Source organism: Cryptosporangium aurantiacum (assembly GCF_900143005.1).
Lineage (GTDB): Bacteria > Actinomycetota > Actinomycetes > Mycobacteriales > Cryptosporangiaceae > Cryptosporangium > Cryptosporangium aurantiacum.
Window position 1 is genome coordinate 41,222 of the sequence record NZ_FRCS01000004.1, and the last position, 24,052, is coordinate 65,273.

Annotated in this window: 23 protein-coding genes; 13 read left to right on the forward strand and 10 right to left on the reverse strand. The window is 66.4% G+C overall.

All coding sequences use genetic code 11. The features are described from left to right. Positions 1 to 10 precede the first annotated feature (10 nt). From BUB75_RS14590 to BUB75_RS14605, 4 genes are all read left to right on the forward strand, one after another. Complete coding sequence (locus BUB75_RS14590; protein ID WP_073258379.1) at positions 11 to 1,459, forward strand: aldehyde dehydrogenase family protein; 1,449 nt, start codon at positions 11 to 13, stop codon at positions 1,457 to 1,459. A 118-nt stretch (positions 1,460 to 1,577) separates the two neighbouring features. Continuing rightward, positions 1,578 to 2,375, forward strand: coding sequence for a spirocyclase AveC family protein (locus BUB75_RS14595; RefSeq protein WP_073257420.1), 798 nt, complete (start codon positions 1,578 to 1,580; stop codon positions 2,373 to 2,375). Positions 2,376 to 2,411: 36 nt separating this feature from the next. Next, positions 2,412 to 3,635, forward strand: a complete 1,224-nt coding sequence (locus BUB75_RS14600) for a cytochrome P450 (protein WP_073257423.1) — start codon at positions 2,412 to 2,414, stop codon at positions 3,633 to 3,635. An 87-nt stretch (positions 3,636 to 3,722) separates the two neighbouring features. After that, positions 3,723 to 4,730, forward strand: coding sequence for an RNA polymerase subunit sigma-70 (locus tag BUB75_RS14605; RefSeq protein ID WP_073257426.1), 1,008 nt, complete (start codon positions 3,723 to 3,725; stop codon positions 4,728 to 4,730). Positions 4,731 to 4,807: 77 nt separating this feature from the next. Here BUB75_RS14605 and BUB75_RS14610 read toward each other — a convergent pair whose 3' ends face one another. Continuing rightward, positions 4,808 to 5,371 carry a dihydrofolate reductase family protein gene (locus BUB75_RS14610; protein WP_073257429.1) on the reverse strand — a complete coding sequence of 188 codons (564 nt, stop codon included), beginning with the start codon at positions 5,369 to 5,371 and terminating at the stop codon, positions 4,808 to 4,810. Positions 5,372 to 5,467: 96 nt separating this feature from the next. Continuing rightward, positions 5,468 to 6,103, reverse strand: coding sequence for a TetR/AcrR family transcriptional regulator (locus tag BUB75_RS14615; RefSeq protein WP_073257432.1), 636 nt, complete (start codon positions 6,101 to 6,103; stop codon positions 5,468 to 5,470). Between the two features lie 65 nt (positions 6,104 to 6,168). Here BUB75_RS14615 and BUB75_RS14620 point away from each other — a divergent pair, with 65 nt between their 5' ends. From BUB75_RS14620 to BUB75_RS14635, 4 genes are all read left to right on the forward strand, one after another. Continuing rightward, a complete protein-coding gene (locus BUB75_RS14620; RefSeq protein ID WP_073257435.1) occupies positions 6,169 to 6,462 on the forward strand; it encodes a hypothetical protein in 294 nt (97 codons plus the stop codon). Beyond that, complete coding sequence (locus BUB75_RS14625; protein ID WP_073257438.1) at positions 6,462 to 7,337, forward strand: methyltransferase domain-containing protein; 876 nt, start codon at positions 6,462 to 6,464, stop codon at positions 7,335 to 7,337. The genes BUB75_RS14620 and BUB75_RS14625 overlap by 1 nt, the downstream gene beginning before the upstream one ends. Beyond that, positions 7,334 to 7,738: a hypothetical protein gene (locus BUB75_RS14630; protein ID WP_073257441.1), complete on the forward strand. Its 405-nt coding sequence runs from the start codon at positions 7,334 to 7,336 to the stop codon at positions 7,736 to 7,738. The genes BUB75_RS14625 and BUB75_RS14630 overlap by 4 nt, the downstream gene beginning before the upstream one ends. Before the next feature lie 172 nt (positions 7,739 to 7,910). Next, on the forward strand, positions 7,911 to 10,862 hold the full coding sequence (locus BUB75_RS14635) for a WD40 repeat domain-containing protein (RefSeq protein ID WP_073257444.1): 2,952 nt from the start codon (positions 7,911 to 7,913) through the stop codon (positions 10,860 to 10,862). Between the two features lie 58 nt (positions 10,863 to 10,920). Here the strand turns inward: BUB75_RS14635 and BUB75_RS14640 are convergent, their stop codons facing one another. Beyond that, positions 10,921 to 12,585 (reverse strand): amino acid permease, encoded by a 1,665-nt coding sequence (locus tag BUB75_RS14640; protein WP_342761136.1) that lies wholly within the window; start codon positions 12,583 to 12,585, stop codon positions 10,921 to 10,923. Positions 12,586 to 12,593: 8 nt separating this feature from the next. Further along, positions 12,594 to 12,923, reverse strand: a complete 330-nt coding sequence (gene larC / locus BUB75_RS45125) for a nickel insertion protein (protein WP_073257450.1) — start codon at positions 12,921 to 12,923, stop codon at positions 12,594 to 12,596. A 613-nt stretch (positions 12,924 to 13,536) separates the two neighbouring features. Between larC and BUB75_RS14655 the strand changes: the two genes are divergently transcribed. The 3 genes from BUB75_RS14655 to BUB75_RS14665 all read left to right on the forward strand — a co-directional run bounded on the left by BUB75_RS14655 (position 13,537) and on the right by BUB75_RS14665 (position 14,841). Then, complete coding sequence (locus BUB75_RS14655; protein ID WP_073257456.1) at positions 13,537 to 13,860, forward strand: XRE family transcriptional regulator; 324 nt, start codon at positions 13,537 to 13,539, stop codon at positions 13,858 to 13,860. A 336-nt stretch (positions 13,861 to 14,196) separates the two neighbouring features. Then, complete coding sequence (locus BUB75_RS14660) at positions 14,197 to 14,505, forward strand: nucleotidyltransferase family protein (protein WP_073257459.1); 309 nt, start codon at positions 14,197 to 14,199, stop codon at positions 14,503 to 14,505. Between the two features lie 42 nt (positions 14,506 to 14,547). Next, entirely contained in the window at positions 14,548 to 14,841 is a 294-nt protein-coding gene (locus BUB75_RS14665) for a HepT-like ribonuclease domain-containing protein (protein ID WP_245806275.1), read from the forward strand. Between the two features lie 242 nt (positions 14,842 to 15,083). Here BUB75_RS14665 and BUB75_RS45130 read toward each other — a convergent pair whose 3' ends face one another. From BUB75_RS45130 to BUB75_RS14680, 6 genes are all read right to left on the reverse strand, one after another. Beyond that, a complete protein-coding gene (locus tag BUB75_RS45130; protein WP_143175208.1) occupies positions 15,084 to 15,371 on the reverse strand; it encodes a hypothetical protein in 288 nt (95 codons plus the stop codon). Between the two features lie 481 nt (positions 15,372 to 15,852). Beyond that, positions 15,853 to 16,749, reverse strand: a complete 897-nt coding sequence (locus BUB75_RS45135; protein WP_143175209.1) for a hypothetical protein — start codon at positions 16,747 to 16,749, stop codon at positions 15,853 to 15,855. Positions 16,750 to 17,288: 539 nt separating this feature from the next. Further along, a complete protein-coding gene (locus BUB75_RS45140; protein ID WP_143175210.1) occupies positions 17,289 to 18,506 on the reverse strand; it encodes a hypothetical protein in 1,218 nt (405 codons plus the stop codon). Positions 18,507 to 18,521: 15 nt separating this feature from the next. Further along, the gene (locus BUB75_RS45145; protein WP_143175211.1) at positions 18,522 to 18,905 is read right to left on the reverse strand and encodes a hypothetical protein; all 384 of its coding nucleotides are present in this window, start codon (positions 18,903 to 18,905) and stop codon (positions 18,522 to 18,524) included. Continuing rightward, positions 18,898 to 19,839: a ParA family protein gene (locus BUB75_RS14670; RefSeq protein ID WP_073257462.1), complete on the reverse strand. Its 942-nt coding sequence runs from the start codon at positions 19,837 to 19,839 to the stop codon at positions 18,898 to 18,900. The genes BUB75_RS45145 and BUB75_RS14670 overlap by 8 nt, the downstream gene beginning before the upstream one ends. 725 nt (positions 19,840 to 20,564) lie before the next feature. After that, positions 20,565 to 22,373, reverse strand: coding sequence for an FtsK/SpoIIIE domain-containing protein (locus BUB75_RS14680; protein WP_073257468.1), 1,809 nt, complete (start codon positions 22,371 to 22,373; stop codon positions 20,565 to 20,567). Between the two features lie 41 nt (positions 22,374 to 22,414). Here BUB75_RS14680 and BUB75_RS14685 point away from each other — a divergent pair, with 41 nt between their 5' ends. Then, positions 22,415 to 22,804: a hypothetical protein gene (locus tag BUB75_RS14685; RefSeq protein ID WP_073257470.1), complete on the forward strand. Its 390-nt coding sequence runs from the start codon at positions 22,415 to 22,417 to the stop codon at positions 22,802 to 22,804. A 437-nt stretch (positions 22,805 to 23,241) separates the two neighbouring features. After that, on the forward strand, positions 23,242 to 24,018 hold the full coding sequence (locus BUB75_RS14690; RefSeq protein ID WP_073257472.1) for a GntR family transcriptional regulator: 777 nt from the start codon (positions 23,242 to 23,244) through the stop codon (positions 24,016 to 24,018). Positions 24,019 to 24,052: the final 34 nt, after the last annotated feature.

Below are 24,052 nucleotides of genomic sequence, written 5' to 3' on the forward strand. Positions count from 1 at the left end.
CGAGCGGCGGATGCTGATCGACGGCGTCCTCGTCGAGGGTGGGGCCGGCGTGTTCGTGAACGTCAACCCGGCGACCGAGGAGGTGCTCGGCGCCGTCTCCGACGCCTCGCGGTCAGACATGCTCCGAGCGATCGACGCCGCCCGCCGGGCGTTCGACGAGACCTCGTGGTCGGCCGACCGTCCGTTCCGGAAGCGTTGCCTGGAGCAGTTGCACGCGGCGATCGACGCTGACCGGGAGGCGCTCCGCGAGGAACTCATCCGGGAGGTCGGCTGCCCGCGGATGACCACCCACGGGCCACAGCTGGACGCCCCGCTGGCCGACGGACTGACCTACCCGGCCGAGCTGATCGAGCAATACGCCTGGGAGACCGACCTCGGCGAGACGTTCGTCGAGTTGACCGGCGTGCAGACCAGACGCGTGGTCTGGCGTGAGCCGGTCGGCGTGGTGGGCGCGATCGTGCCCTGGAACTTCCCGTTCGAGGTCACGATCAACAAGCTGGCGCAGGCGCTGGCCACCGGGAACACGCTCGTGCTCAAGCCGGCCCCCGACACGCCGTTCAACGCCACCCGGCTCGGCCGGTTGATCGCCGAACACACCGACATCCCCGCCGGCGTCGTCAACGTCGTCACCGCCTCCGACCACCTGATCGGCGAGGAGCTGACGCTCTCCCCCAAGGTCGACCTGATCTCGTTCACCGGCTCCACCGCGGTCGGCAAGCGAATCATGGAGAAGGGCGCCGCGACCATGAAACGGCTGTTCCTGGAGCTGGGAGGCAAGTCCGCGACGATCGTGCTGGACGACGCCGACCTGGGGGCCGCCTGCCTGCTGGGGATCGCGCCGTGTGTGCACGCCGGCCAGGGCTGCGCCATCCCGACCCGGATGCTGCTGCCCGGCTCCCGCTACGACGAGGGCGTCGCGATGCTGCAGGCGATGTATGAGGGCATCGCGCCGGGCGACCCACGGGACCCGGCGACGCTGTGCGGCCCGGTGATCTCCGCCGAGCAGCGCGATCGGATCCGCGGCTACATCCACCGGGGAATCGACGAGGGAGCCCGCCTGCTGGTCGGCGGCGCGGAGTCGCCGGACGGCTTCGATCGCGGGTACTGGGTGCGGCCGACCCTCTTCGTCGACGTCGACAACACCTCGACGATCGCCCGGGAGGAGATCTTCGGGCCCGTGCTCACGGTCATCCCGTACACCGACGAGGACGACGCCGTGCGGATCGCCAACGACAGCCCGTACGGCCTGGCCGGGAACGTGATGTCCGGCACGAGGGACCACGCGCTAGCCGTCGCGAAGCGGTTGCGGGCCGGGTTCATCGGCGTCAACGGCACCGTCGGGTACGGCGCCGACGTCCCGTTCGGTGGCTACAAGGCCAGCGGCGTCGGCCGACAGAACGGCATCGCCGGCTTCGACCAATACACCGAGGTCAAATCCGTCGCCTACCCGGTGGAGTGAAGAACGTGGCTGCGCTCATCATGCTGGGAACGCTCGTCGGGCTGATCGCCCTCGTCTTCGGTCTGGTGCTTCGCTACGACGCCGAAGCACGTCGTCCCTCGGCGGACGCGGACGCCGAATGAACACCGAACTGACGCCGCTGCTGGCGGCGGCCGTCGGATTCGCCTACGTCGGCGGATCGGCTTTCGTCGTGGCCGGTGTCGTCCTGAGCGTTCGACACGGCCGGCTGCACCCGCTGTTGCTCCTGTGCATCTCGGCGATCTCGTTCTCGTGGATCGAGGCTCCCTACGACTGGGCGATGTACGCGCAGTTCCCGCCCGCCCTCCCACGCATGCCGTCCTGGTGGCCGCTGAACATGACCTGGGGCGGCGGCCTGCCGTCCTCGGTGCCGGTCGGCTACATCGCCTACTTCGTGCTGCCCTCGGTGATCGGGGCCGCGCTGGGTCTGCGGTTGAGCGCCAGGTTCCGATGGCGCAGGCCGCTCGCGCTGCTGACGACCGGCCTCGTCGTCGGCTTCCTGTGGGCGTTCCTCTTCAACGCGGTCATCGGCGCCCAGCTCGGCGTCTTCTACTACGGCCGCGTGATCCCCGGCCTCGCGCTGTTCGAAGGCACCAAACACCAGTACCCGCTCTACGACTCGCTGGCCATGGGCGTGCAGATCATGGTGTTCGCCTACCTCTTCGGGCGAACCGACCCCAAGGGACGCACGGTCATCGACGTGTGGGCCGACACGAAGGCCACGACCCGCTTTCGATCCGCGCTCCTCGCGGCCCTGGCGGTCATAGCCCTCGGGCACGTCGTCTACGGCGCCGTCTTCGCGCCCCACCTGGCCACCAAACTGGCCGGCCAGGTGACCTCGGGGCCGACCGAGGAGCTGTTCGAGGGTGTGCCGAACCAACCGCTGCACGGCCGTTGACCCGTGCGGTCCGACCGATAGATCGGAGAGACCACCATGGCCACTGCGACCCCGGCGGCAGAGGTTCGCTACGACCCCTACGACGTGGACATCGACGACAACCCCTATCCCACCTGGAAACGGCTCCGCGACCAGGCGCCGCTGTACCGGAACGAGGAGCACGACTTCTTCGCGCTGAGCCGGTGGGACGACGTCAAACCGGCCTTGGCCGACTGGAAGACCTACCGATCCGGCCGCGGAACCGTACTGGAGATCATTCGCGCCGACGTCGAGATACCACCCGGCATCCTCCTCTTCGAGGATCCCCCACTCCACGACGCGCACCGCGCGCTGCTCTCCCGCGTCTTCACCCCGAGGCGCATGCTCGACCTCGAACCACTCGTCCGGGAGTACTGCACCAGTGCCCTCGACGCGCTCGTCGAACGGGACGAGTTCGACATCGTCGGCGAGTTCGGCATCGAGATCCCCCTACGAACCATGGGCTTTCTCTTCGGCATCCCCCACGCCGACCAGCTCGCTTACCGTCGGCGAACCGACGACGCGCTCGCCACCGACGGCACACCGATCAGCTTCGACCAGTCCTCGTTCGACGAGGTCCTGGGCGCTCTCGCCGACTACGTCGACTGGCGATCAGATAACCCGGGCGACGATCTCATGACCGAGCTGCTGAACGCTCAGGTCGACCAACCGGACGGCACCCGGCGTCCCCTCACCCGCGAGGAGGTGATCACCTACGCCAGCATGGTCGCCGGTGCGGGCAACGAGACGGCGACCCGTCTCATCGGGTTCACGATGCAGCTGCTCGCTCAGCATCCCGGTCAGCGTCGGCTGCTCGTCGACAACCCGTCGCTGATCCCCAACGCCATCGAGGAGATCCTGCGGCTCGAGGCCCCCTCGCCGGTCCAGGCCCGATACGTGCAGCGCGACGTCGAGGTACACGGCACCACCGTGCCGGAGGGCTCGACCATGCTGCTCCTCAACGGCGCCGCGAACCGCGACGAACGCCACTTCTCACGACCCGACACGTTCGACGTCCACCGCGCCGAGGGACCGCATATCTCGTTCGGCTACGGACTGCACTTCTGCCTCGGCGCCGCCCTCGCCCGACTGGAGGGCAGGGTGGCCCTCGAGGAGATCCTGCGACGCTGGAGAGGATGGGATGTCGACACCGACCGAGGGGCGATGGCCCACACCGCGAGCGTGCGAGGGTGGGGCTACCTCCCCGTTCGACCCCACCGAACGACAGAAGGTGCTCGCTGACCTGCCCTGCGGCTTCACCGATGAGAAATCCTCCGCCATGTCGTCAGTTCTGGTGGCCCTCTCGCACCGGTGGAAGGATTGACGACCATGACCGACGCCAGACGGCTGGGCACCGACGAGGCCGCGTTCATCGCGGCGGTCCGCTCGGACGATACGGCGCGGTTCACGCTCATCACCGAGCGCCACCGGCGTGAGCTGCAGGTGCACTGCTACCGGATGCTCGCGAACTACGACGACGCCCAGGACGTGACGCAGGAGACGTTCCTGCGGGCGTGGAACAAGCGGGAGTCGTTCGAGGGCCGCGCTGCGCTACGGACTTGGCTGTACCGGATCGCGACGAATGCCTGCCTCGACTTCCTGGAGAAACGCAACGACCGCACACCCGTGCCTGCCGGGCTGCCGGGTGCGGACTCGGAACTGCCCTACCTGCAGCCCTACCCGGACCGGATGCTCCCGGAGGACCCGCAGGAGTCGGTGGTGGCGCGGGAGACGATCGAGCTGGCGTTCATCGTCGCCGTCCAGCACCTGCCGCCGCGGCAGCGGGCGGTGTTCATCCTGCGCGACGTCCTCGGCTGGCCGGCGTCGAAGGCCGCCGACGACCTGGAGCTGACCGTCGCGTCGGTGACCAGCGCACTGCAGCGTGCGCGCGTGACGATGCGCGAGCAGCTGCCCGGCCGCCGCCTCGACTGGCGGAGTCCTGCCACCCACGAGCTGTCGGAGGGCGAACGCGGCGTGGTGAAGTCGTATATCGACGCCCATGAGCGCAACGACCTCGACGGGTTGATGTCCCTGTTGCGCGACGACCTGCGCTTCGCGATGCTGCCCGATCCGGGCACCGTGGTCGTGGGGGCCAAGGACGCGGTGGACGGCTGGATCTCCGGTGGGCTCTTCCAGGCCGGCTACGACGACTGGCGCTGCATCACCACGACCGTCAACCGCATGCCTGCCGCCGCGCTGTACCGGCGCACCTCCGACGACCCGGAGTACCGGCTGTTGAACATCGCCGTCCTGCACATCGTCGACGGGAAGATCGCCGAGCTCACCGGATTCGACGCCACCGACAAACCGTGGCTGGGCCTGCCCCCGACGCTGTAATCGCCAAGTCCTGCTCGTCGACGAATCCAGCGCGGGGTGCCGTTCGTGGCCCTACAAGCCCAGCATGTGGCCCGTGCTCATCGCCTCGTCTCGTATCGGGTCAGCATCACGCCGCCGGGAAACATCCGCGTCTCCACCAGGTTCAGGTTCACCCAGCTGTCCACCGCGGTGAAGAATGGTGCGCCGCCGCCCAGCAACACCGGATGGGTCACGATCTCGTACTCGTCGACCAGCCCGGCCCGCATGGCCGCGCCGGCGAGCGCAGCGCCACCAACCCTCATCGGCTCGCCGTCCTCGGCCTTCAGCCGGGTGATCTCCTCGACCGCGTCGCCGGTGACTATCCGGGTGTTCCAGTCGACCTTGTCGACCGTCGAAGAGAACACGACCTTCGGCGTGTCCCGCCAGTTCTGCGCGAACTCGACCTCCGCCGGGGTGGCGCCCGGCTGCTGATCGCCGGTCGGCCAGTAGGAACTCATTGTCTCCCACAGCCTGCGCCCGTACAGGAACAGGCCGATCGCCCGCTCCTGGTCGAGCCACCACTGGAACAGCTCGTCGCTCGGCTCGCTCCAGCCCAGGTCGTCGCCCGGCGCGGCGATGTAGCCGTCCAGGCTCACGTTCATGCCGAAGATCAATTTCCGCATCGTGCCAGCCTCTCGTGAGTCGATCTCACAGGTACAGACGGGCGCGGCGCGGAAACCTCATCGGTGCGCGATCTCGAATCGCCGCGCGGAGGGCGGTCAGTCCGGCGCGCCGAGCACCGCGGCGACGCTGTCCACGAACCATCGCTCGAACCGCTCGACCGGCCACCCACGCTCGCGGACCAGCCAGTCGTAGTTGCGGATGTCCTGCGCGAGCCACAGCACGTCGGCCGCCCGGTCCTGACTCACCAGGACCTCGCCGGTGGCCGCGAGATCGGCGGCGAACATTTCCATGCCGCGGCGCCGGTCCTCGAGGTTCTTGCGCCAGATCATCGCCGCGTCGGCGTCGGCGGTCGCCGCACCGGCCAGCGCCAGCATCACGTGCACCTGCCGCGCATGCGTCTCGGCGAGGTGCCTGGCGTACCGCGTGAGCTTCGCCCGCAGGCCGGTCAGCGCGCGGATGTCGGCGACGAACGACCGCTCCGCCATCGCCACCCGCTCGTCGTCGCCGACCAGGGTGACATCGACGAGATCGGAGAGCAGTTGGCGCTTGTTGCCGAACACCGCGTACACGGTCTGCACGGCAACGCCGGCCTGGGCGGCGACGGCGGTCAGCGGCGTCGCGGCGTAGCCCGGGTCCACGAACAGCTTGGCCGCCGCGTCGAGGATCGCTCGCCGGGTTTGGCGAGCCTGTTCCTGACGGCGGGGCGAGACGTAACGCCGATTGACAGTCACGGTCGTAGCGTAGTCTTCTATTCGATAGAGCTTAACTCTATCGATCGAACCTGCAGGAGCCAGCTATGCCGTACGGCGTCGTTCAAGACATGCCCGGAGTCAGCGAGCAGGAATACCGGCAGGTGGAAAAGCACCTCGGCCCGGATCGGCCGCCGGGCCTGCTGGCCCACGTGGCCGGTCCGTCCGACGAGGGTTGGCGGATCATCAACATCTGGGCCGATCAGGCCGCGTTCCGCAGGTTCCAGTCGGAGCGCCTGGTCCGGGCCGCCGGGCTGGCCGCCCAGGAGGAGGGCTTTGATGCGGCGAAGGCCGCCGCCTTCCGGTCGGTGAGCGTCGATGGCGCCGAGATGCCGTTCTGATGGCCGACGCTGCCACCCAGCGCGCCCGCAACGCCGACTTCTGGGCCCGGACGGCGCCGGGTTGGGTCAATCAGGCTGACCGGCACGACGAGATCGGCCGGCCGCTGGGCGCCGTGGCATTCGATTGGCTGCGGCCCCAACCGGGGGAACGGGTGCTGGACGTCGGCTGCGGGTGTGGCGGCACGACCGCCGAGCTCGCGCGGGCCGTCGCTCCGCTGGGCAGCGCGATCGGTCTGGACCTCGCCGCGGCGATGGTCGCGACGGCGCGCGAGCGGTTCACCACGCCGGACGGCGCGGAACCGCGGTTCGTCGCAGGTGACATCGAGACGCTCGATGCCGTACCCGGGGCGCCGTTCGACGCCGTCTACTCCCGGATGACGTTGATGCTCCTCGCCGATCCGGTCGCGGGCCTGACCACAGTCCGGCGGTCGATGCGTGCCGGCGCCCGACTGGCCGCGACGGTGTTCCGCGACGGCCGGGTGAACCCATGGCTCTCGGCGGCGATGCTGGGCGCGGCGGCCTACTTGGGACCCCTGCCGCCACTGCCGATCGGCGACGAGCCGGGGCCCTTCGCATTCGCCGACGCGGCGCGAGTGACCCGCCTGCTCACCGCCGCCGGCTACACCGACATCGGCCTTCACCCGTACGACGTCACGCTCGATGCCCCGGACGACCCGGAAGCGGTCACCGAATGGCTCATCGAGATCAGCCCCGCCAGCGCGGCCTACCGAGACGCCGAACCTACCGCCCAGGGGCATGCCCGGCGCGGGGCGGCACGCCTGCTCGAACGGTTCCGCACCGCCGGCGTCGGCTACCAGCTGCCGACCGGCCTTTGGTTGATCACCGCTCGCTCAGACAGGACCAGCACACAATGACCTCTCCCAGGTGCCTGGCCGCAGTCCTCACACTGCTCATCGGCAGCGCCGTGCTGTCCGGCTGCACTTCAGCCGACACCAACCCGCCGTCCACCGACGCGCCTACGTCGGTCGGCGACGGAGCAACCCGAGCCAGCGGCAAGCCGCCCGCAGCGGTGAGCGGCTCCTACTCGGCGAAGGACGTCTGCACCTACCTAGAGGGCGAAATCCCTGCACTGAAGGAGATCAGCAGCCCGGTCGGGCGGCACGCCAATCTGGCCGGCAAGCTGGCCACCTTCTTCGAATCCCACGGCAAGCCGGAGAACGGCACCGTACTGGACGCAGCGACCAAGGCGGAATGCCCGGCCGTGCGTGCCGAGGTGCTCACCCTGATCGACGTGGACAGCTTCAGCTCGTTCTAGGACCGCGACGGCGATAGTCGGCCAAGCGATCACCTGCAGTTCTAGTTCAAGGCGCCACCGGGGCGTTGCCCACTTCACCCACGTCCACCCGCACCGTCAGCGGCCGGGTGGCCCGCCGTGTCGCAAGTATCCTGCCGGTCCGACCGACATTACGCGCCAACGGAGGTTGAGCATGACGCACCGGCCGGACCCGGAGACGGTGGGTGGAAGCACGTGGGTCGAGGACCCCGCACACCCACCGCACCGGATCTTCGGACCCGGCGACGGCCAACGCTTCGTGGTCGGGCGGGTGGACGGGAAGCTAGCGCTGGCGCACCGAGGCCGAGACGGTGGGCCGCAGGTCGTGGATCTTGCGACCGGCGCCCGGTGGCACCACCGCGCCGGATGGCACCCCGGGTGGGTGTCGGCCCTGACGTACGGTCGGCTCGGTGATCTCGAGGTGGTGGTGTCCGGCGGCGCCGACGGCCGGGTCCTGGTCCGCGACGCGGTCTCGGGGGAACCGCTGCACGTACTGAAGGGGCAGGGGCAGGGGCGGGACTGGGAGATCGAGGCCCTGCGGGTCGGACAGGTAGACGGCCGGTCCGCCGTCTTCATCCTCGACGCGCAGCGCTCGGTCCGGGTCTGGGATCCGCTGGCGGACGTGGAGCTGATCCGGTGGGACAACCCGAGGGCGATCGCGGAAGCCGGCTTCGCCGACCGGGACGGCCGCGTGGTGATGTTGACCCGCACCGACGGTGACTTCCAGGTCCGGGACGTGGCGTCGGGAGTACCGGTCGGCGCGTCGTTCACCGTCGACTCTGACTACCTCGGTGGCGTAGGAGCGGCGTTCGGCAGTGTCGACGGCCGCCTGGTGGTTGCCCTCACCGTCCACGAGCATCCCGTCCACGTGTGGGACGCCGTCACGGCTGCACCGCTCGGCCCGCCCATTCCCGAGAACCTGTCCGGCAAACGGTGCCTGGCTTTCGGCCGACACGCCGGGCGGACCGTTCTGTTCATCGGGCACGGACACTCCGTGCAGGTCGGAAACCTCGGTGTCCAGACGTGGGACCCCCACACCGGCGCACGGGTACCCGGACCCTTCGACGGCCACGACGACGACGTCCAGTCCCTCACGGTCGGCGAGTTCGACGGACGGTCCTACGCCGTCGTCGGCAATCCCTACGGGTTCGGCAGCGCGCTGTTCCTCCGGGGCCCCAGCACGTCCTGCGAAGCCATCCGGCTCGACGACGACAGCCGGTCGTTCGCCTTCGCGCGGATCGGGAACCGGCCGACGGTGCTGATCGGCGGCTTCGACGGCACCGAACGCCTGGTGAACCTGGACACCGGTACGGAGTCGCCGCATCGGTACTTCGGGCCGCCGACCGACACCGTCCTCGCCTTCGGCGAGGTGGACGGACGGGCGACGCTGCTGCTCGAGGGCCGCGGCTGGCTGCGGTTGTGGGACGTCGTCGCGGGACTGCCCTCCGGGCCGCCTCAACGCATTCCCGACGGCTTCCGGCTGTTCAGCGCGCCGGACGGGCAGGTGGGCGCCTCGGCAATAGCGGTGACGGTCAACCGCAACGCCGAGGAGAGAGCCGGCGTCTGGGACCGGGCGACCCGGCAACTCGTGGACGACCTAGCGATGGACGACGACTGGATCGTCGTCGCAGCGACCCGCACCCGGATCGCCGGACGAGCGGTGGCGCTGTTCGCGGTGAACGAGCGACGAGAGTCGTTCGTGCTGTGGTCGGACGCGGCGACCGGCGAGCAACTCGGCTCGTACGAGGGGCACGGCACCGATCTCGCCGAGGTGGCGGTCGGCGACGTCGGCGGGAGGCCGGTCGTGGCGTCCGGGGACCACGACGGAGTCGTGCGCCTGTGGTATCCGGGCACCGGCGAGGACGTCGCCCCGCCGTGCACGGGCCACACCGACAGGATCACCACGCTCGCGTTCGGCACGATGGACGGCCGCACCGTCGTCGCGTCGGGCAGCGACGACACGACCGTACGGGTCTGGGACGCCTCGTCCGGAGACCTGGTCGCCGGTCCGTTCGCCGGCCACGGCGACGAGATCATGTCGGTCCTGGTGACCGAATTCGGCGGCGAGCCGGTCGTGGTGTCGGGCGCACAGAGCGGCCCGTACCGCATGTGGTCATTGCGGGCCCCGGCAGTGGAGACCGGGCACCTGTCGGCGGTGACCTGCCTGGCGTCAGGGACGTTACGCGGGCGGGCAGTATTCGCCTCCGGGAGCACCGACCGCACGATCCGCCTGTGGGACGCGGGCTCCGGCGAACCGGTCGGCGCGCCGCTGACCGGGCACACCGCCGCAGTCAACGGCGTTGCCGTGGTCGAAACCGACGGCGTGACGGTCGTGTTGGGCATCGACGCACACGGCACCCTCCTTCGGTGGGACGCCGCGGCCGGCACGTTGCTGGGCGATCCGCAGACGGGGCTCGAAGAGAAGGTCGGATGGGTGACGACCGTCGCGTACGACGGGCGCACTCTCGTCGCGTGCCCGGTGCCGGCCGATGGAGCGACGCTCTCCGGGATCCGGCTCTGGGACGCCGTGACGGGCGCACCGTACTGCCTCCTGGAGTGCGGGCCCGCCTGGCGGGCGGCGCTGGCGGAGATCGACGGACGGCTCATCGCCGCGGTCGTCGGCCGCGCGGAGGACGGCGACGTCCTCCGCGTGAGCGTGTGGGACGTACGCAGTGGCCAGCAGTTGCACGAGCCTTACTGGGGCATCTGGGAGGAGCAGAGCTTCGTCGCGTTGACCACCGTCGACGGACGGTGGGTGGTCGTCCTCGGCGAGGACTACACCGATTGGGACGAGCGCGACGACCCGTCCGACGAAGACATCCTGCAGCTCCGGGACCTGGTCACGTTGGAGAGGCTGGACCAGACGTTCGACGCTCCCCGTGCGCGTGCCGTCCTCGGCTCGTACGACGGGCGGCCGGTGCTCGCGGAGGTCAGCGAAGACCGGGTCCACCTGTCGGCGCTGACCGGCGAGCACCTCGGCAGCGCGTCCGCCGGAATTCCCGTGTCCGAGGTGGCGATGGCCGAGGTCGACGGTCGCACGGCGGTCGCCATCAGCGCGGATGCGACGGTACACATCGTCCCGTTCGTCCCGTGCCCCTCGGATTGACGCTGATGACGTCGGCGAGCTCCTTCCCGCCGCGTCGGCCGCGCGCGTGACGTCGCCGTCAGTCGGCACGCGCCTGTCGGCTCAGGCCAGCCAGCGCTTCCGGGCGAGAGAGGCGCACTATGCCGACCCAGACGAGGCCGATGAGGAGCCCGCCGGCGATGCTTGCCGGGATCAGCCAACCGTAGGTGTGGCCTGCGGGTAGCAGGGCGGGCAGCCGAACGGTTCCCACGACCACGACGAATCCTGTGGTCAGGAACGCGAACATCGCCGCGACGAGCCTGCCCTCCCAGCCGAAGAAGCCGGCCTCTCCTTCATCGGTGCGCAAGAGCCATACGATTGTGGCCAACGAACTGATGGTGAGCACCGCGGTGATGGCCAACCCACTTCCCACCAGCAGATAGAGGACGATCTCCGAGGGCTGGCCGGCGGCGGCCAGCAAGGCGACGGCACCCGCGGTCAGCGGCGCGATCAGCCCAGCGGACAGCGGAGCGCCCCCGTTGAGCCGTGGCTGTAGCCGCGCTGTCATCACTCGGTCTCGCGACAGGCCGCTGAGCTGGCGGGCGACGACTTGGCACAGAACCACGGCGCTGGCCAGGCCGCCGAGGATCAGCGTCCTGGTCAGAGCGTTCACGACGGTGTCAAGGTGGTCTCCGCCGACTGCTTGCCGCGCCACGGTGACCGTGAACGGCTCCCCAGATCCCCCGGTGCTGCCTTCGAGCTGACCCGTCGCTGCGGCGACGATGTTGGCCGGTCCGACGACGACGCTGGTCGCCCACGCACTGATCAGCAGAGTCGCCGTGGTGATGGCGTAGCCCGCGAGTGTCGCTCGGGGAACGGTTCGACTCGGTGTGACCACCTCCTCGGAGAAGCTGGAGCCGATCTCTGATCCGATGAAGTTCGTGACCGCCACGCAGAGTGCCAGCGAGAACGATCCGGTGAGAAGGCCCGCGGGATCCAGCGCTGCGGCGGCGGCGGTGTCGTCCGCCGGGTGGAGGACGGCCAGGACACCGAATGCGAGTACCACCGCGACTTGGAGGATGACGACTATGGCGACACACCTTGTGAAAACGCGCAGGGGGACACGTTCCACGGCGATCAGGACGCCGACGAGAAGCACTATGAGCAGCGAAATCGGAGCGTCGACGCCGATCGCGTCGAAGAGCTGCCCGGTCAGACCGCCCGCCAGCACAATAAGAAAAGCAGCCAGCAGGCCGATGTACCCCGCAATGGACAGAGTTGCCACTCCGAGTCCGGGAATCGGGCCTAACGCCCGGGAAACGAGGGCGTAGAGTCCACCACGGTGTCGGATTCGACCGGCGACGCTCATATTTCCGATCGCGAAAGCGCAGAGACACAATCCGGCGATGGCCATGGTCAACGGCACGCCCTGGGAGCCGGAGAATTGGTAGCCGGTGGGAACCGCACCCAGCATGAGCACGACTGGCCCGTGCGATGCGACGATTATGCAGAGTAGCTGCCTCCCGTTCAGCGCAGAGCCCGGCGCCGCCGCCCCGGGTCTTCTTGCCGAATTCCTGTGCGTGGGAAAAGGTCTTTGCGTCGCGGACACGAAGTGAGGACCGGATCTGCCGGACACGGAAGCCTCCTGCTCAATTCGGCATCGTCGCCAGGGCAAGGCTCGACCAATACGTCGACGCGCGATTCCGCAATAGCGGACGTGGCATTGAAGAGGGCCTAGGATAGCCCTGACCACACCTAGTGCCACACGAATAGCTATTCGTCTTCCCAATAGCTGTCATCCGCATCGGAAATGCATCGTCGATGCGTGGGCAGCGAGGAAGCGCGGGAGCCGCGCTCACCTGCGCTGTAACGCTGTCGATCGCGGCCCAAGTTGTCGAACAACACTTCCCGCTCCGAACGCCCTTGCCGACGGGCCGGCGCAGCCACCTCGTCGAACTCAGACATCACTTGCACGAGCACACCATCGGCGCGCCCGACCTTGACCGCGACGGTCTCGCCCAGCACTTCTACGTGGACGACCACGCGCACCAGTGCCGTCTTGCAGCGCGGCGACTCCCGGACGCCGGGTGCTGGTGTAGGCATAGGACGCACCGGCCTCCAGCAGCGCGCTCAGCACACCCGGCCAGAACCGCGGATATGCGGCAGGCCGAGGCTCACCGACCTGCACCTTCAAACGACTTCGAGCTCCTGCCGAGCCACGAACACCCCACGCCGGCGAAACGCCGCGGGCGCGTGGACCACCGCGTCGACGCTGGCCGCCCGAGTGTTGAACGGGAACCAGAACGTTCGCAAGGAGCGGTCGTCAGCCCAAGACGGCGCCGCGTGCTGGTCCTTCGCAGCCAAGTGCTCAGCGAGCGCCGCCAAGAAGACGTCCCAGCGCTCGTCGCCAGTCTCTGGAGGCTCAACCTCAAGCAGGGCAAGCCGAGCTGAAGGCGGTTCCCACCCGTACTCGGTCAGAAACTCTGCAACCAGCCGCCAACAGCCACCCCAACCGAGCGATCGTCAGCGGCCGATAGGGCTCGACCATGCCCCTCCCCTGTAGTTGCATCGTTCGCTCGACACCCAGCGCCCAGTATGCATGTGTACTAGCGTCCACGTGCCCTCGGAGGGTGAGCTACGACTGGAGATCGTCGCCGAGGCTAACTCCACTCGCGGAAGAGCGATACGCGAGTTACCTGAAAGAGAAGGAGGGGCCATGAGCCCTCATGGCTACGACCGGGACGCTTTCCTCAACGAATTCTTCCCCGACCCCGCCGACCGCGCCGAGGTCGAGGCGGGCGCCGAAACACTCATCAACGTCTCCCGCGCTCACCGACTCGCAGAAATGCGCAAGCGCCTCGGCCTGACGCAAGCCGAGGTCGCCAAGCGTATGAACGTGCGCCAGGAACGCGTCTCGGCCATCGAACGTGCGAACGTCGACGCCAGCGAACTCAGGACACTCGCGGCCTACATCAAGGCTCTCGGCGGCAGGCTCGAAATCGTCGCGGACTTCGGCGGCGAGCGCCTCGTCGTCGGCTAAGCGGGAACCAGCAGCAGACGCCGGATCCCATCTCGTTCCACGACCAGGATTATGAGGACTCACGGGCGTAGCACTGCGCGGATCAGCGAGACGCAGGTCGACGCGCACCGTCGAGCGCCGAATACTTTGCTGTAACCGAAGCCTTTCGTGCGTGCCGTCATCCCGATCTATGAGACACCGATCCCACAACCCGCTCGGCGCGCCGATAGGCATGCATCGACGTCGATCGTGCCGGTCTACATGGCGCGCGGGACCGCCGACCACGGTGACCGGACTCGGTACCTTGAAGGCCCAAACCGCAGGGTGCGGTCCAAGACGGCGGTTGGGGAGGCGCGGGTGCACGAGAACGTGGCGACGAAACGCGCGGAGATCGAGGCGCTCTGCCGCGACTACGGCGTGCGCCGCCTCGACGTCTTCGGCTCGGCCGCCGCTGGCCCGTTCGATCCCGCCGCGAGCGACGTCGATGTGCTCGTCGAGTTCGACTCGACGCGAGACACTGACTACGTCGAGTCCTTCTTCGGCCTCAAAGAAGGCCTGGAGGCCGTACTGGGTCGGCCGGTCGATCTCGTCAGCGTGACCAGCATTCGCAACCCATATTTTCGCGAAGAAATCCTGCGCACCAGGGAAAACGTTTATGCCGCGTGACTCGCGTACTTACCTTGGGACGCTCTGCACGCCGCTGAACTAATCAAGCAATTCAGCACGGGGCGCACGTTCGCCGAGTACCAGGCTGACGCGATGCTACGGTCTGCCGTGGAGCGACAGTTCGAGATCATTGGTGAGGCGCTGAACCAGCTCTCAAAATTTGATCCGGAAACCGCTGCCCGGATCCCGGATCTACCGCGTGTAGTGGCCTTCCGCAAAATTCTAATTCACGGTTACGCCACCGTAGATGACATCCTGGTATGGCAGCTCGCCACCGACAGACTCTCCGAACTCGAACGAGTCGTGCGGATGCTGCTTCCCGAGAACGGGGACTGATCCGTCCAGGAGCCAAGCCTCTGCTGTACCAACTCATCGTCAAGGCACGACGAGTGCGTGTTTTGTGGTGGGGCGGGTGGGGCTCGAACCCACGACCAAGGGATTATGAGGACTAAGGGGTCTAGCGCTGCGCGGACCAGCGAGGACGCAGCTCAGCGCGCACCGTAGAGCGTCGAATACTGTGCTGTAACTTCAGGGCGGAATCCATAGAGGACCGGAGCGCTAACGAGTCGATCCGCCGGTCACTCGTAGCCGAAGACGTCCTCAAGGGTGCGGTGCGCCCTCGGTGGCACCTCCTCGTCAGGGAAGACCTCAGCGCATACTGCCAACAACTGCTCGACGTCGGCCAAGTCGAGGTGCTTGACCAAGAAGCGGATGTCATCGACATCCCGGCGCATCGCCGCGACCACCTTCATAGCCAAGAGATGCTCTGGCGAAGCCGCAACCCCTCGCAGCCCAGGATGATCGAAGACCCTCGCCGCATCGGGATCGCCGCGTGGTGCGACATAGCTGCTCGCCTGCTCGTTCAACCACCATCGGGCAAACCGAGTTCGTCCGCTACCGCCCGCGCCTCGACCAGGACAACGCCCTGTGGCCGTAAGACCCGCGTCAACGTCGCGGGTCGACCGACGCGCGTCATAGGCAAGCACCATCGCCGTCCCGCCGGAGATGTACAGGTCCGCGATTTACACTGCGGCGCGCCAGCGGTCGCCAAGGCGCCGGAACGCGTCCTCGATCGCCGGCCGGTCGAGAAACGAGTCACTGCCGCTCACGCGACATCAAGCTCCTGAGCCGCTGGCTCCTCCGCCAGCAGGTGAGGTCGGACGTCGGCCGACTCCTAGCGGTACTCCTCCAAAGCTCCGCCACCCAACGCCCCCGCTCCGAGTCGGCGCTCGACCGAAGTCCTTGGCCAGGCCGGGCAAGCGTCAGCGGCTCGTAAGGACGGATCGACGCGTTGCCTTGCACGGACTCAGGATAGCCGAGTCAACCTTTCCGGCACTCTACGGGAGCCTAGGCCAAACGCAGCGTGGTCACGTTCGACTGACCATCACCCCGTCCATCGGACCAGGTAACAGTGCACTTGACCTGACTTGCCATTCCCAGAGCAGCAAAGAGTATAAGCCGAATTGACGCACCAGGTGCGATGATTTCCACGTCGGCACCCGTACTGGAATTTGACCTGTGGATGTCCCATGGCGGGCTATCGGGTTCAGATGACTCGAACTTGACGCTGACGTTTTCAGCCGGCACCTCACCAGTGTTCTCAAGAACCAGGTACCAGTTCCGGCTAGTCCGAACCCGTCCCTTACTGTCCGTCCTGACGCGATCTTCTGATACAACCCTGGGAATGATGAGGGCAGCCGACGTTGGCTCCGGCAACTCCATCCTCGTTCGGGTGATCTCGCTCTGCACTGCGGCCACCAGAATGGTCTCCACCTGGTTTCCGAGAGTTAGGTCATCTTCATACTCAAGGATCAGGGCTTTGGAAGTAAGTCGCTTTAGATACTCGTCGAGCTTCACCGCCTGCTGCAGATCTATATTCGATCGCGACACCTCGCGATTCGATCGGAGCACAGCAACGTACTTACCCGCTTCCCCGAGTCGTTCGATCTCCTCCGCCGTTCCAGATTCTGCGTTGCTCGTCGGAGTTCCCAGCCGATTAGCGAAAATCGCGATACAAAAGTCGCATCGATCTACCAGTTGCCGATTCAAGAGATCCTGCGGCGTTCCGCCGAACTGCGCCGCGGCATGCGTCCCCCAAGAAATTGGCAATACGACAGACGCAAAGCGCTCTCCGTACACGCCGTTCCAGCGATTAATAGCATGGTGAATCACGGTGAGGTCACTTCGTGGCACGTCGCCAGGGCAAGAGATCAGGACACGACGTACGGATGCGCTGAAGGCCACGGGGATTCTCCTGCTGGACGGTGTCGTCAGCCGGACAACATAGTCGAGGTGTGGGCACCGGTCGACCGCCAAACGGTGGCCCAATGAGCCCTCGCTGGGCGCTCGGTAGGACTGCGGCTCGCGTGCGCACGAGGCCAGCACACGAACCAGCGGGACGGGAGTGCACGTTGCCTGGTGGGGCGGGTGGGCTCGAACCCAGATCCAAGGCATTATGAGGACTAACGGACGTGGCGCTGCGCGGACCAGCAAAGACGCAGGTCGGCACGCACCGTAGTGCGTTGAATACTTTGCTGCTGAAGACGCTGGCGGATCCGCTTTAGATCGAATCGCTCCTGAGTCGATTCGACTCCGTTGCCGTGCGAGTGCAGCGATCTCGCCCTGACCCTCTTGGTCTGAGACATGGAGTGGGGGAGGGAGCGAACGGACTGGCTGTCCGCCGGGGATCCGGGACAGCACCCCTGGCGCGTCCTGAAGGTCGAATGCTCAGTAAGCAAGGGCAGGGCGCGTCATGGCAAGCGGGCTGCTCAAAGAGCAGTACGCTATGCGCTCCTGGTCTGATCGTTTATGACAACCAGTATGGACTCTGCCAAGGATCCTATCCACTCGATTATCTGCATTACCTCCGAGACGGATATTGCCGCGCGCCGGCCAGGGTGGCGAGGATCGGCATCGTATTCATGGGCAATCTTATTGCGACGATTCACAATATCTTTTAGTCGACGCTGTACCTCAGTTCCTGAAATATCTTCTGCCGCACCTCCGCGCTGGGATAATACCCTTGCAACAGAGTCCCATAGCCTTCCCGTATCAGCGACTAGACCGAAGGCTTCTTTTATCTTCTCGGGCTGCTGATAGGTGAGGTGACCACGAGTGTCCTTCAAGCGTTGGTCGATCGCATCCGCAATGGAAATCTCGCCAAGCGATATCCGCTCATGCTGATCAAGGGTGACGGAGAACGAGAGGTAGCCCTTCGGTTTAGGTGAGTCAGATTCTCCGGCTAGCGCGATCATCCCGGCACGAACCTCTTGGCGACCCCAGTAATCAAGCGCTGCCACTGCTTGCACCCATGCGGCCCTGTAGACGTCCGATACCTCGAAGGATCCCACTTGCAATTGACCCAGATGACGTCCTGCGGAGGCCAATCTTCGAGCGTACGCCAAGTCTCGGTTAAGCCCAGCTATCGCTTCGCCTCGCTCAGGTACGGAGGACGGTATCTCGACCGTCGGCTCCAATGCGTCGTCCTGGTACGCCGCTGCGGACATGTCGCCGGCCAGCGAGGAATCGCCCAGAACCTTCTCAGTTATTTGCCTGACTAGGTCTGTACCACCTAGATGAGTAACCATAGGAAGGGAAGGCAGCCCCACCAGCTCTGGCTCAAGCAGACTCCTGGGGACATCCTTCCGCAGCCACCGAACCGCTCGGACATGACGGACCCCAGACACTACGTCGGTTCGGAAGTCGTAATCACCGACGACTTCGGCAACGGCAACATCGAGGCTGGAGCGACGGAACTGCACGACTAAGTCACCAATCGACATGCCCGACCTGAACTCGTACAGTTGATCAACATAGCCGGCGAGCGTCTTTCGGTCCGCAGACGGATACGCTGCTCGGACAACCTCCCGGACATCAGCCAGTGTGTAGAGTTCAGCAAGGTCATCAACTGCTGGCCATCCCACGGCTATTAGATCCTTTGCCAGCAGATATTCATCGCTTTCGCTGATTCGCACAGCGCGGACTACCCATGCCTCCGGCATATCACACCCTCATGGCTACCTGCCCGACTTGCGATGAATCGCGGCTGAGTCCAAGACTGCGCCAGCAGTGGCCTCTACAATCTTTTCTCGGATGGTCTCCATGTTGTCTCGGCTCCGCACACCGACACGTAATTGCTTCGCAAGCGAAATGAGTTGCGCGCGACCGAGATTAAGCTGCGCGAGATACTCGTTAGCCTCAGAACGGCTGCCAACCGCGCCTAGCTCCTGCTCGACCTTCGCTGCGTCCGGCCCCTGTACCACCACTTCGGCGCCAGGTGGAATGAAAGAAACCTTCCCTGTACCTTCTAACGCCTGCTCAACTTGATCAGGCGTCATCTTCCGGATGGTTTCGAGGACGAGTCGAATAGTTGCGACAGCCATTGACTGTACGTCAGTCATTAGAATCCTTCCACCCGATTTTTGCAAGGAATTCAGTAGCGAGATTTCTTATCTCGCGCGCGACATCTGAATGTAACTCAGGCGTTAGTGCCACTGGTACGCCCTTGTGTGATGACTGAGCAAATACTCCTTGATGTGAACGAATTTTGACGTCGAAGGTGGGGACCATTAGGCGGTTCTGCATCCGCGAGATGAAATCCTGGCTTGCGATCGTCGGCCTGCCACCGTACAGCTGCACCATCGTGAACAGGACACCGAGAACTCGCGGCTCAATTCGCGTCCACGTTTTCGCTCTTTTGCCACCGACCTGTCCCGTGTATTCGTTATATTCTCCGACCAAGTCGTTGACGTTTCCAAGTAGGTAGCTAATTCCCAGCGTCGAGAGGTAGTCCGCCCTCGACGGAATCAAGATGTCGTCGCTAGCCACGATTGCCGTCTTAGTTACCACATTGAAGTTCGGCGGGCAATCGATAAGAACAACGTCGTACGCCGGAAGGCCAGGGGAAGCCAGACCTGCCGCCAGCCAACTATGCACTTCTAAATACTTCGGACGAGACTTCGCTGGAGCCACGACGAGCTCTGCTGCCAGGACTAAGTCCACGTTGATTAAGCCGAGATGCGAGGCCACTAAGTCTATGCTGCCCGCTCCCTTAATCCGAGCATTCGCAGCAGGCGGCCGGACTATCAAATCTACGAGACTCGTATCGCCCTGCGCCACAACGAGTTCGTCGAACCATCTCTTGATAGTGTGCGAGTCCGCAAGACTCGCCTCCCATTCATTCGGATCGTAGAACGAAAACGTGAGGCTCGCCTGCGGATCGAGGTCTATAAGCAGCACCCGAAAACCTCTGCGGGCTAGCTCTGCGCCGAGGTTTGCCGTAACCGTCGTCTTACCAACGCCACCCTTGTAGTTAATGACGGATACGACCCTCACGTTTCCCCCATCGTCCGTGGAAGGTTCGAACGACGGTCACTGTAGTGCCTATTCGCCGACACGGAACGGGTCTTCAGTCTTTTGCGTCTACAGAGGATTAAGTAGCTCCTGCCACGGTCGTGACAGACGATTCAGTCTTATTGTCGTGTTTCGTTTGTACCCATTACGTGTCTCAAACGCTTCGCGGGCACGATGATTGATATGTGGAGTCGCGCACTTGCCCGAGTACTGTGATTCGGGCGCCTCCGCCAACGACTGACGTCTGCTCCCCGAGACCTGGTCGGCTCCACCGTGCTTCCGCGACGGGAAGCTACCCACTGCGTGTGCGCTTACGCGCTGCGCGTAGCGCGAGCGCCGAGAAGTAGGCGCTTCGAGCCGCGGCGGCGCGCTTCGCGCGTTCCTCCGGCGGCAGCTTGCCATCGGGATCAACCTCGCGCTCAAAGCGGCTCATGAACGTGCGTCGCGCGGCTTCGGTTCGTGCGGTCCGATCTTCGACCCGCGCCCAGAGGCTGTACGCGCCGATGCGGGCGATGAGGGCCCGCTGTCGAGCGAGCGCTTCGCGCTGATGATCCGACTGTTCCGTCGTCAGTTCCTCCTCTCGTCGTGACTTCTCGTGATCGTCTCCGTCTCGCTCGTCTCGTCTCCGCCGGATGTATCTCGTACGCGCAGGCGCGCGAGACGGCGGAGACGAGACGTTGGAGGAGACGGGAGACGATTACTCGCCGTTAGCGGGTGGTGCGCCACCGGCCGCGTTGGGCTTGGGTGGCTTGGCGCTGCCGAGCGAGAGCGGAGAGCTGTCGGTAGACCCAGGCTCGGGACATCCCGGTGACCTGGATTAGCTCGCCGATCTCGGTTCCCTCCTGGGGTGCGCCGGCGAGGGCATCGCGGAGCTTCTGTTCGGCGGTCGTCGTGTTCTCGGCGCTCTCGCGCTGAGGCGGGATGGTCGGAGACGGCGCGGCGGACGGCTCAGGCCAGGGCTGCTTAACCTCGGGTCGGTCGGCCAGATCCCGCGGGCGGATGGGTGCGTGAGCAGCGGCCAGCGCGCTCACAGCGTCGTCGGGTAGCCAGTAGGCGCGGCCGGGTCGGGGCTGGTTGTGTTCAGGGTCGGAGATCAGCAGCTTCCCCGGAGCGTCCAGGGCCTGGGCGTTCCAGCCGGCCGCGTTCATGCCCTGCCCCAGGATCAGGTCGACGTCCCGGGCTTCCCGGACTCGCAGGCAGATCCGGACGTCCATCTGGGACCGGATGGCGCCGCCCTGCATGGCCTTCTGGGTCGGCCGTTGGGTCGCGGCGAGCAGGGTCACGCAGACCGCTCGTCCCCGGCGAGCGAGCGAGTCGGCTAGCGGTGCGGCTGCCGCGGGGAGTTCGGCCCACTCGTCGACGACCAGAACGAGCGCGGGATGGGCCGGACTCGGTTGCCAGAGCCGTTGACCGGCTGCAGCTTGCTCGCCCGCACGCCGGTCGAGTTCAGCGACGGCGTCCCGCAGCATCCGAACCGCCTGGGCCGGCTCAACGGCGAGCCGGGCAAGGCTGGGCATCCACGGCAGGAGTTCCATGCCGCCCTTGAGGTCGATGCCCCACACGAGGACATCCGGGCAAGCGATCAGTCCGGCGAGCAGCACGTTCAGCACGCCCGACTTGCCGGAGCCGACCACTCCCCCAATGAGTGCGTTGCGGTACGCGAGCTTCACCGCCAGGGCCGTCGCGTCCTCGAACACGCCCAGCGGGAACGGGCGCAGGATCGAACTGGGTCCGATCGGTTCCGGGTACGGGATCGGCCGGGCGAGCGGGTCGACCTGCATCACGCGGACGATCGCGCGGTCGGCTCGTACCGGGTCGGCTTCGATCCGGACGGACCCGGGTCGCGCGCCGAGTCCGGATTCGATCCCGCCGGCCGCCCGGACTGCCTGCTGGACGGTCTGGCCCCGGCGCAACGCCAGGCGCACGACGTACCCGAACCTGCCGACCGTCGCGGACGCTACCCGTGAGCCGGTCAAGCCGATCTGATCGGCTATGCCGGGCCAGGCCGACAGCCTCCGTTCGACCTGGATCCGGGCACGACGCCGTCGGTGTACCCACCACGGGATCGCACCGGCGAGGGTGAACAGCATTCCGAGTCCGGGGAGCGGACCAGTACCGGGTCCGGCCGTGACCGCCGCGGAGAGCCAGGTTCCGGCGAGTGCGACGCACAGCGCCGCGTAGGCCCGTTCGATCCGGCGCGGCAACCAGCACCTACGGACGACCGCCCAGCGTGACGGCAGCAGCAAGAGAACGAGAACGACGGTCCAGGCGCCGGCTGCGATCGGCAGCGCCCAGCGGGGATGGGTGTAATGCCAGTACCAGCCGGCCACGGTGAGCGCTCCGGCGATCACCAGCGGCGCCAGTTCCGACCGGTACCGCCAGGCGGTCCGCGAGAGCGCGCGGACCGTCTTGACGATGAGGAAGAAGCCGAAGCCGAGAAGGATGCCGACCAAGGACGGTGGGATGAAGCCAATCCCGAGGCCGTATCCGTATCGGTCGCGGTGGCGTCCGGTCATCGCTGCTCACCGCCGTCCGGGGCAGCCTCATCAGACAGCGGGTGGCCGATCGGCGCGGGTGGGAGTTCGTCGCGGAGGTACCAGAGCGGATCTGCTTCGCCTTCGGCATCGGCCAGGAGCGCGGCGCGGGCGGCAGCGACGAGGTTGGCGTGGTGCCGCTGCAGATCGGTCAGGCGCTTTTCAAGGCGCGCGAGCTGATCGTCGAGGTCGGTGGACGGCTTATCGGGGCTCGGGATGCGAGGGAAGCAGTGGGTTCGGTGGGTGGACTCTCCGTCGGGCGTCGGGGTGTTCTGAGTGTCGTTCAGCGTGTACCTCCGTTCATCGGTGGTTCGGTCGAGCGGTCGTGGATCCGGGCTGCGGTCGTCGCTGTCATGCGGTGCGCCTTTCTCGGTCTGAGTTGCTGGATTGATGCGGTCGAGGGTCGCGTCTAAGGGCGGGACGGGATCACCACGTGGCGGGACGTGCCAAGGATGTCTTCGGGCGGTGACGCCGTCCCAGGACGTCCGGCGGCCCCGAGACGTCCGGGCGGTTCATCGAGGGTGGCGAGTTCGGCGGAGCCAACGGGCACGGGCGCGGCACTTGCGGCAGCTCCCGAGCCGATCAGCGGTGGCACCGCACAGGCATCGCGGATCGGTCAATCCGTTGGGGCGTCGCACCATCGGCGATCTCCTTTCAGAGCGACAGTCCATGTACAACGTCAACGTAGTACGTTGACGTTGTACGGATAACGTACTACGTTCCCGCAAGGGCCCGAGTTCCCAACTGCACTGGGGACTAGGAGCGGGACCAGCTCCGACTGCCGACCGATCCGCGCAAGCAGGCCGAGACGGACCGCGTCGGACACACGAATCGACAGAGAAGGTGTGCCATGCCGCAGGAGAAGGCGGCCCGGCCGCGGATCACAACGCCTGTCCCCCGCTGGCGGCAGGTCGCGGACTATCTACGGGACGGCATCCTGTCCGGGCAGTTCCCGGCTGGACAGCCGCTCCCGTCCGAGGAGACGCTTGCCGGCGAGTTTGGGGTGTCGCGCCCAGTGATCCGGCAGGCCGTCGCCACCCTCACCGGGGAAGGGCTCGTCTCAGTCCGGCGCCCGTTCGGTGCGATTGTGCGCGACCCACACGCACGGCCCGCGCATACCCAGGATCGCAGCCTGACCGCCGACTACACGGAGCCCGACGCGTCAGAGTGGACAATGATCGGCAAGCCGGTCTACCTGCGCATCGATGCCACCGCGGCGCACGCTGACCTGCTCCAGGGAATCTACATCGGGACGCCGATGCTCACCCGCGAGGCGCTCCAAGCCCACGGCGACAAGCGGCGATCGGTCTGGCTAGCGATGCCATTCCCGGTCGCTGCCGAGTTGGACGCGCCCTGGCAGAAGCGTTCCCATCTCCCCGAGCCGGCGGAGGTCTATCGATGGCTCGCAGAGCAGGGGCACTCGTTGACGTTCCAGGACCACATCCGCGCCCGCATGCCCTTCGGAGACGAGACCGCGTCCCTGAGCGCGAAACCCGGGATCCCGCTGCTGGTCGTCTCGCGCGTCTGCACGGTCGCTGGTCGGCCGGTGACGTTGGAGGAAACGCGCGTTCCGGCCGATCAGAGTGAATTCCTCTACCCCGTCGCAGGCGACCCCTCGTCCTCCTAAGCCCGCTAATCTCAGGCGAATCGGGCGACTGGAA